This window comes from Amycolatopsis sp. FU40, assembly GCF_021903635.1.
Taxonomy (GTDB): Bacteria; Actinomycetota; Actinomycetes; order Mycobacteriales; family Pseudonocardiaceae; genus Amycolatopsis; species Amycolatopsis dendrobii.
Window position 1 is genome coordinate 9,651,857 of sequence record NZ_CP091381.1, and the last position, 12,552, is coordinate 9,664,408.

The 12,552-nt window shown below is 69.9% G+C and carries 14 protein-coding genes and 1 pseudogene; 7 read left to right on the top strand and 8 right to left on the bottom strand.

The genetic code is table 11. The annotated features are described in order from the left end of the window. Positions 1-94 precede the first annotated feature (94 nt). Entirely contained in the window at positions 95-271 is a 177-nt protein-coding gene (locus L3Q65_RS45695; protein WP_167441866.1) for a hypothetical protein, read from the bottom strand. 69 nt (positions 272-340) lie between these two features. On the opposite strand from L3Q65_RS45695, the gene L3Q65_RS45700 reads away from it, so the two are divergent. The 3 genes from L3Q65_RS45700 to L3Q65_RS45710 are packed head-to-tail and all read left to right on the top strand — an operon-like array spanning position 341 to position 1,651. Continuing rightward, the gene (locus L3Q65_RS45700; protein WP_009074407.1) at positions 341-505 is read left to right on the top strand and encodes a ribbon-helix-helix protein, CopG family; all 165 of its coding nucleotides are present in this window, start codon (positions 341-343) and stop codon (positions 503-505) included. A 1-nt stretch (position 506) separates the two neighbouring features. After that, positions 507-833 (top strand): VOC family protein, encoded by a 327-nt coding sequence (locus L3Q65_RS45705; protein ID WP_182895630.1) that lies wholly within the window; start codon positions 507-509, stop codon positions 831-833. Continuing rightward, a complete protein-coding gene (locus tag L3Q65_RS45710; protein WP_237598422.1) occupies positions 830-1,651 on the top strand; it encodes a class I SAM-dependent methyltransferase in 822 nt (273 codons plus the stop codon). Before L3Q65_RS45705 ends, L3Q65_RS45710 begins: the two co-directional genes overlap by 4 nt. Here the strand turns inward: L3Q65_RS45710 and L3Q65_RS45715 are convergent. Genes L3Q65_RS45715 through L3Q65_RS45735 form a run of 5 tightly spaced genes read right to left on the bottom strand, consistent with a single transcriptional unit; the run spans position 1,644 to position 5,279 of the window. After that, positions 1,644-2,138, bottom strand: coding sequence for a DUF6228 family protein (locus tag L3Q65_RS45715; RefSeq protein WP_182895631.1), 495 nt, complete (start codon positions 2,136-2,138; stop codon positions 1,644-1,646). The genes L3Q65_RS45710 and L3Q65_RS45715 overlap by 8 nt on opposite strands. 30 nt (positions 2,139-2,168) lie before the next feature. Further along, positions 2,169-2,645, bottom strand: a complete 477-nt coding sequence (locus L3Q65_RS45720; protein WP_237598423.1) for a CoA-binding protein — start codon at positions 2,643-2,645, stop codon at positions 2,169-2,171. Beyond that, a complete protein-coding gene (locus L3Q65_RS45725; protein WP_237598424.1) occupies positions 2,642-3,928 on the bottom strand; it encodes an O-acetylhomoserine aminocarboxypropyltransferase/cysteine synthase family protein in 1,287 nt (428 codons plus the stop codon). The genes L3Q65_RS45720 and L3Q65_RS45725 overlap by 4 nt, the downstream gene beginning before the upstream one ends. Positions 3,929-3,939: 11 nt before the next feature. Beyond that, positions 3,940-4,449 (bottom strand): GNAT family N-acetyltransferase, encoded by a 510-nt coding sequence (locus tag L3Q65_RS45730; protein ID WP_182895634.1) that lies wholly within the window; start codon positions 4,447-4,449, stop codon positions 3,940-3,942. Beyond that, positions 4,446-5,279 (bottom strand): putative RNA methyltransferase, encoded by an 834-nt coding sequence (locus L3Q65_RS45735; protein ID WP_182895635.1) that lies wholly within the window; start codon positions 5,277-5,279, stop codon positions 4,446-4,448. The genes L3Q65_RS45730 and L3Q65_RS45735 overlap by 4 nt, the downstream gene beginning before the upstream one ends. A 174-nt stretch (positions 5,280-5,453) precedes the next feature. On the opposite strand from L3Q65_RS45735, the gene L3Q65_RS45740 reads away from it, so the two are divergent. The 4 genes from L3Q65_RS45740 to L3Q65_RS45755 all read left to right on the top strand — a co-directional run bounded on the left by L3Q65_RS45740 (position 5,454) and on the right by L3Q65_RS45755 (position 10,021). Beyond that, positions 5,454-6,821: an ammonium transporter gene (locus L3Q65_RS45740; protein WP_182895636.1), complete on the top strand. Its 1,368-nt coding sequence runs from the start codon at positions 5,454-5,456 to the stop codon at positions 6,819-6,821. After that, positions 6,818-7,156 (top strand): P-II family nitrogen regulator, encoded by a 339-nt coding sequence (locus tag L3Q65_RS45745; protein ID WP_182895637.1) that lies wholly within the window; start codon positions 6,818-6,820, stop codon positions 7,154-7,156. The genes L3Q65_RS45740 and L3Q65_RS45745 overlap by 4 nt, the downstream gene beginning before the upstream one ends. 3 nt (positions 7,157-7,159) lie before the next feature. Next, the gene (locus L3Q65_RS45750; protein ID WP_237598425.1) at positions 7,160-9,463 is read left to right on the top strand and encodes a [protein-PII] uridylyltransferase; all 2,304 of its coding nucleotides are present in this window, start codon (positions 7,160-7,162) and stop codon (positions 9,461-9,463) included. Between the two features lie 171 nt (positions 9,464-9,634). Continuing rightward, positions 9,635-10,021: a hypothetical protein gene (locus L3Q65_RS45755; RefSeq protein WP_182895639.1), complete on the top strand. Its 387-nt coding sequence runs from the start codon at positions 9,635-9,637 to the stop codon at positions 10,019-10,021. A 199-nt stretch (positions 10,022-10,220) separates the two neighbouring features. Here L3Q65_RS45755 and L3Q65_RS45760 read toward each other — a convergent pair whose 3' ends face one another. Together L3Q65_RS45760 and L3Q65_RS45765 are read right to left on the bottom strand one after the other, a co-directional pair. Then, positions 10,221-10,661, bottom strand: coding sequence for a MarR family winged helix-turn-helix transcriptional regulator (locus L3Q65_RS45760; protein ID WP_182895640.1), 441 nt, complete (start codon positions 10,659-10,661; stop codon positions 10,221-10,223). A gap of 9 nt (positions 10,662-10,670) precedes the next feature. Next, a pseudogene (locus L3Q65_RS45765) lies at positions 10,671-12,465 on the bottom strand (ABC transporter ATP-binding protein). Positions 12,466-12,552: the final 87 nt, after the last annotated feature.

Sequence of the window (12,552 nt, forward strand, 5' to 3'; positions counted from 1 at the left end):
CAGCGGCGGCTGAACCGGAGGCGACGTCCGTGCGGACGAAGGTTGAACGACAGAGCTTCCTGCCCGAGCGTCCGGGCCGGACTGCCCGGACGGGTCAGCCGCGCGCGCTGGGCCGGTTCAGATAGGCGGAGAAGGACGACAGCAGAGCCGCGACGCCGACGATCGCGGTGACCCACCACGGGCCGCCGGTCACCAGGTTGAACACGAACGCGGCAGCCATCAGGACGGCGGCGATGATGTTCCTGATCTGCAGCCCGGAGGGTTTCGCCATGCCTCCACCCTCTCATGGCGGCCGACGGCGGGCCTTGTCCGCCGCTGGCTAGATTGCTAGCATCCTAGAATGGCCGGTGAAGAGGTCAAGCAATTCAACGTCTACCTGCCGGTCGAGCTGATCAAGCAGGTGAAGTACCGGGCGATCGAAACCGAGCAGTCGCTGTCCGCGCTGGTCACCGCGGCCTTGCGGGCTTATCTCGGCACCCCGCCCGAACAACGAGAGGACGGCTGACATGAGCGACGGCATCACGATGTTCGTCATGGAGACGCACAACTGGGGCAAAACCGCGAAGTTCCTGCAGCGCGTGGGTTTCAGCCTCGATTTCGAGACCGACCACAACTCGGGCCAGCTCTCGAACGGCGACGGCGCGCCGGTGTTCGTCGTCGAGGTGCCCGAAGGACAGGAGCCGAGGACGGCCGTGGTGGTGGCGGTGCCGGACGAGTCGGTCGACGCGGAACTCGACGTCGTCACCCCGTTCGAAGACACCCACTACGGCACCCGCGAGATGACCGTGCGGGACCCGGACGGCCGGATCTGGACGCTGCGGGCCCCGAAGTGAGCGAGCCGGACCACACCGCGGTGCGCGTCGCGTTGTGGCGTGCGCTGCACGTGCTCGCCGATCCGCCGCCGCACGCGCTGGCCGACGAGGTCGGTCTCCGGTTGGCCGATCCCGGCCCGGACTGGCGGTCCCGGCCGGACATGGACCTGGACTTCACCCGCCGGTTCCGCGCGGGAATCGCGTTGCGCAGCCGGTTTGCCGAAGATCTGGTGCGCGAACGCGGGGTCTCGCAGTACGTCCTGCTCGGCGCCGGGCTGGACACGTTCGCGCAGCGGGAACCGGAGCTGGGCGTGCGGGTGTTCGAGATCGACCAGCCGGGCACGCAGGAGTGGAAACGCGCGCGGCTGGCCGAACTCGGGCTGCCCGCCCCGTACCGGTTCGTGCCGGTCGACTTCGAATCCGGCGAACAGTGGCCGGAACGCTTGGCTGCCAACGGCTTTGAACTGGAGAAGCCCGCCGTGGTGGCGTCGACGGGAGTCAGCATGTACCTGACTCGCGAGGCGAACGCCGCGACGTTGCGCGCGCTCGCCGGTTTCGCGCCGGGCACCGTGGTGGCGATGACGTTCCAGACGCCGGAGGAATACCTGGACGAAACCGATCGCGCGGCCCGGGCGGCGGCGATGAAGGGCGCGAAGGCGGCGGGGACGCCGTTCGTGAGCTTCTTCGCGCCGGACGAGATGCTGGATTTCGCGCGGGAGTGCGGTTTCCAGGACGTCCAGCATGTCAGCGCGGCGGAGCTGAACAAGCGGTATCTGTCCGGTCGTCCGGACGGGCTGGAGACGTCGGGGGAGGAGTTCCTGGTCGCGACGGTCAGCTGAAGCCGGCCTCGCTGTACTCGACCGGAAACCCTTCTGCGGTAAGGAAAGCGTGCAGCTGGGCGGCCAGGTCGTCCTTCTCGGCGCCCGCCTCCATCGCGGTCGTGACGGTGACTTCCCATTCGCCGCAGACGGAGTGCCGCCACGGCCGGATCGTCCAGGCCAGTTCGACGCGGCCGCCGGAGCGGTGGGTCGCGGAGACGATCAGGTCGCGGTCGGCGTTGACCCACCGTCGCTCGCCTTCCCAGCCGCGGAAGTCGAGACCTTCGAGGAAACGGGCGAGGCCGCGGCCCGTGACGAAGTTGGTGACGCCCTCCAACCGGGCGTCCAGGCCAGGCGCCTGGACGCGCACGGTGAAGAACAGCCGCCGGTCGAGGTGGTGGGTGGCCGCGTGCCGTTCGCCGAAGCGCACCGAGACCGACTCGCCGACGAACACGACCTCGAGGTCGTCCAAGCGGGTCATCTCGACCTCAGGACGGTTCACGTTCACCCGCCAACCGTACTCAGCTCAGCACCCGGTTCACGGCGCTGTCTGCCGCCGCGAACTGATCACCCCGGTGTTGAACCCAGCCAGATGCAACCCGCCCGCGAACCGCGCGTGTTCGATCTTCACGCAGCGGTTCATCACCACGTCCAGCCCCGCCTCGCGGGCGCGGTCCGCCACCGGTTCGTGCCACAGGCCGAGCTGGAGCCACAACGTCCGCGCGCCTGCCTCGATGACCTCCTCGGCCACCCCGGGGAGGTCATCGTGCTTGCGGAACACGCTCACCAGATCCAGTTCGCCCGGCACGTCCGCCAGCGACGGGTACACCGGCCGCCCCAGCAGCGTGTCGAGCCGCGGGTTCACGAAGTTGACCTCGTACCGCGTCGATGACAGCAGATACGTCGCCACGAAGTAGCTCGGCCGCGCCGGATTCGCCGACGCGCCCACGATCGTCACCGATTTCGTGCGCCCGAGAAGACGCCGCCGTTCGACCGCTCCGACGTCGTAGCTCACGCGTTCACCGCCTTGTCGAGGGCCTGGTCGAGGTCCCACAGCAGATCCTCGACGTCCTCCAGCCCGACCGACAGCCGGATCAAGTCCGCGCTCACGCCCGCAGCGGTGAGCTGGTCCTCGGACAGTTGCGCGTGCGTCGTCGAGGCCGGATGGATCACCAACGTCCGCGCGTCGCCGACATTCGCCAAGTGCGACAACAGTTCCACCGATTCCACGAACTTCTCGCCCGCCGCGCGTCCGCCCTTCACCCCGAACGAAAACACCGCGCCCGGCCCCTGCGGCAGATACCGCGCGGCCCGCTCGTGATCCGGATGATCGGGCAACCCCGCGTAAGACACCCACGCGACCCGCGGGTCCGCGTTCAGGTACTCCGCGATCGCCTGCGCGTTGACGACGTGCGCGTCCATCCGCTGCGGCAGCGTTTCCACGCCCTGCAGCAGCAAAAACGCCGAATGCGGCGACAACACCGCGCCAACGTCGCGTAACTGCTCCGCGCGCAGCCGCGTGCAGAACGCGTACTCGCCGAAGTTCTCCCAATACTTGAGCCCGCCGTAACTGTCGACGGTCTCGGTCATCCGGGGGAACTTCCCGTTGCCCCAGTCGAAAGTCCCCGCCTCGACGACGACCCCGCCGAGCGTCGTGCCGTGCCCGCCGAGGAACTTCGTGGCCGAGTGCAGGACGATGTCCGCGCCGTGCTCGATCGGGCGGCAGAGGTACGGCGTGGCGAGCGTCGCGTCGACCACGAGCGGGATGTCGTGCGAACGCGCGAGATCGGCCAGCCCGGCGAGGTCCGCGATCGCGCCGCTCGGGTTGCCGATCACCTCGGTGTAGATCAGCTTCGTGCGGTCGGTCACCGCTTTGGCGTAGTCCTCGGTGCCGCCGTGCACGAACGTCGTCTCGATGCCGAACCGCGCGAGCGTCCCGGTGAGCTGCGTGACGGTCCCGCCGTACAGCCCGGCAGCCGACACGATGTGGTCGCCGGCCTCCGCGAGCGCCGCGAACGTCAGGAACTCCGCCGCCTGCCCGCTGGCCGTCGCGACCCCGCCGATGGCCCCTTCGAGACTCGCGATGCGCTCCTCGAACGCCGCGACGGTCGGATTGCCGATCCGGCTGTAGACGTTCCCGTACTTCTGCAGCGCGAACAGATTGGCCGCGTCGGCCGCGTCCTCGAACACGAAGCTGGTCGTCTGGTAGATCGGCACCGCACGGGCCCCGGTGGTGGGGTCGGGAGTGCCGCCTGCGTGCAGGGCGCGGGTGCGGAAGCCCCAGGTACGTTCGCTCATCGGACGCCACGCTAACCCAGCGCCGGGGGTGGCGGCCATTCCTCCCGGAGAGTGATCGGGCGGGCGCGCCAGACCACCGCGAGCGCCGGATCCCCAGTGGGGTCCGGCTCGATCCTCTCGACCGCGAAACCTTCCCGTTCGTAGAACGCCGCGGCCCGTTCGTTGGCGGCGAAGTGTTCGATGCGCAGCTGGTCGACGCCTTCCGGCAGGCGGCTGGCCAGGGCGTCGAGCAATCGTGGGCCCAGCCCGTGGCCGCGGTGCTCCGGGGCCAGGTAGAGCTTGTAGACGACGTGGTCCGGCCCGCACTGTCCGACGCCGACGACGCGCCCGTCGGTTTCGGCGACGACAACCCGCCCGTCAGTAACGGCCGCGTCGATATGCGATTCGTTCCACCACTGGCGCACTTGGTGCTGGGCCGCCGCCTCGCCGATCAGCGGGGTGTAGTGCGGCGGGATGTGTCTTTCCCCGAACTGGCAGATCGCCTCGACGTCGCTCGGCTCGGCCAGGCGTACTCCGTTCACGGCACGTCGTCTCGCTTCCGCCAAGTGCTCACCGAAACCGCCAGCGTCACGTCCCGCCCCGCCGCCGCTTCGAGCCGCTCCCGCCGCCCGTACCGGTCCAGATGGAACCCGGCAGGCCCCATCGCCACCACATCCCGCACCTGCTCCGCACTGAACGCCTGCGTCCGGACCACCTCGACCCCGGATTCCCGCACGAACAGCCCGCCCAAAGCGGCCTCGAGCCGTTCTTCCTTCCGCGCGTCCACCGCGAGCACCAGGTCGCCCAGTTCCGCGAGATGCCCCGGCAACGGCGACGCCACCACCAGCTTCCCGCCCGGCTCGAGCACCCGGTGGAACTCCGCGGCGTTCCGCGGCGAGAACACGTCCAGCACCACCGAAGCCGCCTCGTCGGCCACCGGCCACGGTTCCCACAGGTTCCACACCGCCGCGCCCAGCCGCTCATGTGCCCGCGCGGCCCGCCGCAACGCGATCGCCGACACATCCAGCGCGAGGCCGACCGCGTCCGGAGCGGAGTCCAGCACCCGCGAGAGGTAATAGCCCGGTCCAGCACCGGCGTCGATGATCAGTCCACGAGCAGAACCAGCGGAGGCGACCGCCTCGGCGAGCGGCGCGTACGCCCCGGAAGACAAGAACGCGGCGCGCGCGTCCACCATCGGCGCGGTGTCGGCCGTGCCCGCCGGGATGCGCGCGTGCAGGAGGTTGACGTAACCCTGCCGGGCCAGGTCGAACGCATGCCGCCGCTCGCAGCGCAGCGTCCGGCCGGTCAGCGAGACCGGCTCCGCACACACCGAACAGCGCAGTGCATTGATCACCCGATCAGGCAAAGACATGGCGGTATTCGACCACGAGGTTGCCTGACCGGACATTTCGCCCCGGGTCCGCGGAAACGTCCCCGTAACAACCACCACGCCGGAGTTCACGAGGGGGAAACGTGAATCGAAGCCTGGCGAAACACCCGCGGCCAACACTTCCTCTGCAGTTGCCCACGGCACGGGAGGACGATTGTGCTGAACGCCGGAGACACCGCCTGGGTGCTGATCAGCGCCGCGCTGGTCATGCTCATGACCCCAGGCCTCGCGTTCTTTTACGGCGGCATGGTCCGCGCGAAGAGCGTTTTGAACATGTTGATGATGAACTTCATCGCACTCGCGATAGTCGGGGTGCTGTGGGTGCTCTTCGGGTTCTCGCTGTCCTTCGGCGACGACGCTTTCGGCGGTCTGGTCGGGAACTTCGACTACGCCGGCTTGTCGGACGCGTTCGGCAAGCTCGTCGGCCTCGCCAGCGAAGGACCGCCCGCGGTTCCGTGGCCGGGGCCGGACGCGCTGCCGCTGCTCGCGTTCTGCATGTTCCAGCTGATGTTCGCGATCATCACCCCGGCGCTCATTTCCGGGGCCATCGCGGATCGCGCGAAGTTCTGGGGCTGGACGCTTTTCGTGACGATCTGGGTGGTCGTCGTGTATTTCCCGGTCGCGCACTGGGTGTTCTCGTTCGACGGATTCACCGGCAAGGACGCGGTCGGCGGCTGGATCGCCAACCAGCTCAAGGCGCTCGACTTCGCGGGCGGCACGGCGGTGCACATCAACGCGGGCGCGGCGGGTCTCGCCCTCGCGCTGGTGCTCGGCAAGCGCAAGGGCTGGCCGAAGGACACCGGCCGTCCGCACAACGTCCCGTTCGTCCTGCTCGGCGCGTCGCTGCTGTGGTTCGGCTGGTACGGATTCAACGCCGGGTCCGCGCTGGGCGCGAACGACCTCGCGGGCGTCGCGTTCACCAACACCACCGTCGCGACCGCCGCCGCGGTGCTCGGCTGGCTGCTCGTGGAACAGCTGAAGTTCGGCAAGCCGACCACGCTCGGCGCGGCTTCCGGCGCGGTCGCCGGGCTGGTCGCGATCACCCCGGCCTGCGGTTTCGTGAGCCCGCTCGGCTCGATCGCGATCGGCGTGATCGCCGGGGTGCTGTGCGCGCTGGCCATCTCGCTGAAGTTCCGCCTCGGCTTCGACGACTCCCTCGACGTCGTCGGCGTGCACCTCGTCGGCGGTCTCGTCGGCACCGTGCTGATCGGCTTCTTCGCCACCAAGAGCGTGAACTCGGCGGGCGCGGACGGCCTGTTCTACGGCGGCGGCTTCAAGCAGCTGGGCATCCAGGTGGTTGCCGCGCTCGCCGTTCTCGGCTACTCGTTCGTCATGACGTTGATCATCGGGTTCGCGATCAAGAAGGCGGGCGGCTTCCGCGTCAGCGCCGAACACGAGGTCAGCGGCATCGACGAGGGCCAGCACGCGGAGAGCGCCTACGACTTCACCGGCATGGGCGGCCTCGGCCACTCGAGCACGTTCCCGGCCAAGCCCGTCACGAAACTCGAGGAGACCAAGGCATGAAGCTCATCACCGCGATCGTCAAGCCGTTCACGCTCGACGACGTCCGCTCCTCGCTGGAGCAGCTGGGCGTGCTCGGGATGACGGTGAGCGAGGTCCAGGGCTACGGCAGGCAGAAGGGGCACACCGAGGTCTACCGGGGGGCCGAGTACTCGGTGGACTTCGTGGCCAAGCTGAAGATCGAGGTCGTGGTGGACGACATCGTGGTCGAGAAGGTCCTCGACGCCGTCACCACCGCCGCGCACACCGGAAAGATCGGCGACGGGAAAGTCTGGGTGACGCCGGTGGAGACGGTCATCCGGGTCCGCACCGGCGAACGCGGCACGGACGCGCTGTAGCCGATGACCGACGGGGGCGAACTCGCCCGAGCCACCGCACTGCTGCTCGAAGGACGGCACGGAGCGCCCGCACTGCGGAACTCCCTGGTCGATCTGTACGAGTTCTGGCTCGGGAAAGGAGCGACGGCGGCCGGCGTCGACACCGCGGACCCAGGTGTCGCGCTGGTCGCCGTAGGGGGGTTGGGACGGCGTGAGCTGGTGCCGTACTCCGATCTCGATTTAGTATTGCTGCACAACGGGAACAGCGAGGTCGGGGAGATCGCCGACGCGCTGTGGTACCCGCTGTGGGACGCGCGGGTCGGCCTCGACCATTCGGTCCGCACACCCGGCGAGGCGCTGAAAGTCGCCGCGGAAGACCTGCGTACCGCGCTCGGCCTGCTCGATGCCCGGCATCTGGCGGGCGACCCGGCGCTCGCCGAACGCCTCGCGGCCGCCGCCCGCGACCAATGGCGGCGCACCGCCCGCAAACGCTTGCCGGAGCTGGCTGAATCCGTCCACACCCGATGGCGGCGCAGCGGCGAGATCGCTCAATCCGCCGAGCCGGACCTGAAACACGGGCGCGGCGGCCTCCGCGACTTCGGCGTGCTGGAAGCCCTCGCGGCCGGACAGCTCACCGCCCGACCGGGCGAAGAACTGTTGGCAGCCAAGCAACTCCTGCTCGACGTCCGCACCGAACTGCGCCGCGAAGCACGTCGCGAACGAGACATCCTCAGCGCGGCCGACGCCGACGTCGTGGCGCACGAACTGGAGCTGGGCGACCGATTCGCCTTGGCCCGCAAGCTTTCCGGTGCGGGCCGAACCATCGCGTACGCCGTCGACGTCGCCCTCAGGTCCACTGTGGAGCAACCGCGCCCGCGCTTCGGCCGACGCCCGGTTCGCCGCCCGCTGGCCGAGGGCGTCGTTCTGCACGGCGACGAGGTCGCACTGGCCCGAGACGCACTCCCTGCCCGCGACCCAGCATTGCTGCTTCGCGCCGCAGCCGCCTCCGCGCGAACTAGAAAGCCTATCTCGCCAGGCACTTTGCGCACTCTCGCGGAGTCCGCTCCCGAACTGCGCGAACCTTGGCCGGACGACGCCCGCAACGCCCTCGTCGAACTGCTGGGCGCGGGCGAGGGGCTGGTCGACGCGGTCGAAGCGCTGGACCGCACCGGCTTGTGGTCCCGGCTGTTTCCGGAATGGGGTGCCGTACGCGATCTGCCGCCGCGGTCGCCAGTGCACCAATGGACCGTCGACCGGCATCTCGTCCAGGCGTGCGTCGAGGCAGCGAAACTGACCACTACCGTGTCGCGGCCGGACCTGCTGCTGATCGGCGCGCTGCTGCACGACATCGGCAAGGGCCGCGAGGCCGACCACTCCGAGCTGGGCGCGAAGATCTCCGCCTCGGTAGCGCAACGCCTGGGCCTGCCGCCCGCGGACATCGCGACGGTCTCCGCGATGGTCCGCCACCACCTGCTGCTCCCGCACACCGCGACCAGACGCGACATCGGCGACCCCGCGACCATCTCGCGTGTGGTGAAAACCCTGGACAGCGACGTCGTCCTGCTGGAACTCCTGCACGCCCTCACCCGCGCCGACTCGCTGGCCACCGGCCCCGGCGTCTGGACCGACTGGAAGGACCGGCTGCTCGCCGAACTGGTCAGCGGCTGCGAGGAAGCCGTGCACGGCAAGGGTTTCACCCCGCCGGAACCCTTGGACGACGACCAGCGCGAGCTAGTCGTCGAAGCCGCCCGCACCGGCGTCGGCCAAATCCGGATCTCCGCGCACGGCAAGGTCGTCACCGTGGTGCTGGCCGTGCCCGCGGACCGTGAACTGCTCGGTCCCGCGGCCGGGGTGCTGGCGCTGAACTCGCTGGAGGTCCACTCGGCGGTTCTGCGCGAGCACGGCGGCCGGGCGGGCGTGTTCACCGCGTCGCCGAAGTTCGGGTCGCTGCCGGATCCCGCGCTGCTGCGGGAACAGTTCGCCCGCGCGGTCGCCGGGACGATGCCGCTCACCCAGCGCCTGGCGGCCAAGGAACGCGACTACGCGACGTCGTCGCCGGTCGTGGTCAAGCCGGTGGTGCGCTGGTTCGACGACGAAACGAGCGGTCCCGACGCCGTGGTGCTGGAACTGCGCGCCGCCGACCGGATCGGCCTGCTCTTCCGCGTGGCGAGCGCCCTGCGCCGCGCCGAGGCCGACGTCCACTGGGCGAAAGCCGCGACGCTGGGCGGCGCCGTCGTCGACTCGTTCGCCCTCTCGCCGCGCTCCGGCCACGTCACCCCGGCGTGGCGCACCGCGATCACCGACGCCGTCCTGGCCGCCGTCGCCTGACGCTCCGTGAAGGACTCCTTGAGGGAATCAGATTCCCTCAAGGAGTCCTTCACGGACGAACGGCCAGGCAGACCCGGCCGGATTGCGCCATCCGGGCTCACCCATCCGGGGTGTCGGAGGCGACAACCCCGATTCCGGTGGCAGGATGGCAGGTCCGAGCAAGGGGGCGAGGTGAACGCGGTGCGAGGGCACGAGAACCTGCCGGAGCTTTCGCTGCCCCCGACAGTCGTGGCCGGGCACCTCCGCACCTGCGCCGAAGAACTCTCCGCCCTGCTCCGCGGCGACGGATCCGCCGCCACCCTCAGCGAACTCTCCGAAGTGGTCACTCAGCTGGTCGCCGGGCAGCACGCGCTCTCCCACGCCCTGGCCGGACTGGCCGGCCGCATGGACGTCCGCAACCCCGCCCTCGCCACGGTCTCGCCGTCCGAGGTCGAGGTCCTCACCGAAGTCCTCCAAGCCGCCGCCTGCGCGGTCAGCTGCTCCGCCGAGGAACTGGCCGACGCCGAACCGCTCTTCGAGTTCACGAGCGACTCCGCGGGACCCGACACCCGCGTTTGAGTAGTCCTACTCAGTCCCGATTGAGGGACTTCACGCTGCCGCGCGCCCGGTCCCGGACGGCAGACTTCTCCCCAACGCCGGGTGGTCGAGGGGGAACCGCTCCGCGTGCCCGCGGCGGAAGGCCTCCTGGGGAGGTGAGCTCTTCCGCCACGGTTCCGGGGACGGCCGTGGGGAGCGGCCGCCCCGGAACTCCCCGGCCTCAGGAATCCGCGATCCGCGTCAGCAGTCCAGCCGCGAGCCGCAGCAGTTCCTGTTCGGTGGGGCTCAGCGTCCGTTCGACGGCCGCGGCCAGCCAGTTCTCCCGCGCGATCGAGTAGCCGCGCAGTTCCCGCAGCCCGGCCGGGGTGATCTCGATCAGCGACCGCCGCCCGTCCGCCGGATCCGGGGTGCGCGTGATCCACTCGCGTTCGGCCAGCGAGGCCAGGATCCGCGTCAGCGACTGCGGATGGATCCGCTCGGCCTCGGCCAGCTCGCCCGGCGTGTGCGTGCCGCCCCGGTACAGCCGCGACAGCACCGCCAGCACCGCCGGTCCCGGGGCGGGCGAGCCCGCCTCGGAGCGCATCCGCCAGTTCAGCCGCCCGACGCCCTCGCGCACCGCACGGGCCAGCGTCGCCAGCTCATCGGCGGATTCGGTCTGCATAAGGCCAGATTAGGCGGTTTCTCCCCGCACCAGCGCGGCGTACCTGCCGCCGGAGGCGAGCAGTTCCGCGTGCGTCCCCCGCTCGACGATCCGTCCCGCGTCCAGCACCGCGATCTGGTCCGCGTGCTCCACTGTGGACAGCCGGTGCGCGATCGCGATCGTCGTGCGGCCCGCGGCGAGCCGGTCCAGTTCCGCCTGCACCGCGCGTTCCGTGCGGTTGTCCAGCGAACTCGTCGCCTCGTCCAGGATCAGCACCGGCGGATTGCGCAGCAGGATCCGCGCGATCGCCATCCGCTGCTTCTCGCCGCCGGAAAACCGGTAGCCGCGTTCCCCGACGACGGTGTCATACCCCTCCGGCAGCGCGGCCAGCGTGTCGTGGATGTGCGCGGCCTTCGCGGCGTTCTCCAGCTCCTCGTCGGTGGCGTCCGGTTTCGCGAACCGCAGGTTCTCGCGCACCGAAGCGTGGAACAGATACGTCTCCTGCGACACCAGACCGACCCCGGCGGCGAGCGACGCGAGCGTGACATCCCGGACGTCCGTCCCGTCCACGCACACCTTTCCCTCAGTCACCTCATACAACCGCGCCACCAGGTAAGCGAGCGTCGTCTTGCCCGAACCCGTCGACCCGACCAACGCCGTCGTCGTCCCCGCGGGCACGTCGAGATCGATGTCGCGCAACGTCCACGGCCCCTCGTCGGCGTAGCGGAACGACACTCCGCGCATCGAAACCGCTCCGCCGCTCGGACGCAGCGTTCGCGCGCCCGGCCGGTCGCCGATCTCCACCGGCAGATCGAGCACCTCGAAGATCCGCCCGAACAGCGCCTTCGCCGACGAGACGTTCTGGCCAACCGTCTGCATCGCGGTCGCAGGAGCGAGCAGCCGGTTCAACATGCTGGTGAACGCGACGACAGTGCCCAGCGAGATCGGCGCCGCGCCGCCGGCGAGTTCCAGTCCGGCTGCCCAGTAGACCAGCGCGGGGATGATCGTCAGGCTCATCGACCGCGCCGCGCGCTGCCACCGCCCGGCCAGCGCGGCACTGCGCTCCAGCGCCGCGACCTCGCGTGATTCCTCGGCGAACCGGTCGCGCATCAGCTTCGCGTTGCCCATCGTCTTCGCCAGCAGCACGCCGGTGACCGACAGCGATTCCTCGACGATCGTGGTCAGCCGCGCCATCCGCCGGGTCCGGCCGCGGGCGAGCTTCCGCTGCTTGCCGCCGAGGCGCAGCGTGAACAGCAGGAACAACGGCACGACGACCAGCGACAACAGCGCCAGCTGCCAGTCCATGACCAGGATCGCCACCGCGATCGCCAGCGCCGTGGTGCCGTTCTGCACGATCGACGCGGCGGTCCCGGTCACGACGTTGTCCACGCCGCCGATGTCGTTGAACACCCGCGACAGCACCTCGCCGGTCTTGGTCCGGGTGTAGAAGCCGAGCGACATCCGCTGCAGATGGCTGTACACCGCGACCCGCAGCTCGTTCATCACGCGCTGGCCGATGGTGTTGGACAGCCCGGTGGTCCGCACGCTCAGCGCGCCGGACCCCGAGCGCGGCGGCGATCATCCCGGCCGCCAGCAGGCTGACCAGCAGGGCGTCGCGGTGCGGCAGCGCGTCGTCCAGCATCTCGCGCAGCAGGAACGGCGAGGTGACGCCCAGCCCGGCCTGCACGACCAGCAGGGCGCACAGCCCGGCCAGCGCCCGCCGGTGCGGCCGGAACAGGCCGGCGATGCGGCGGAACGGGACCTGTTCGTCCTCGTCGCCTGCCGGTTCGGCGAGCGTCGGACGCCGGGCAGTAGCTGATGTCATACGCCTATGTTTACTTAATTTCCGAGCCAGTGCGAGAGGTTTTCGCCTGGTTGACCTGTTGCCGCGCGGTCAATTAATACGCACACG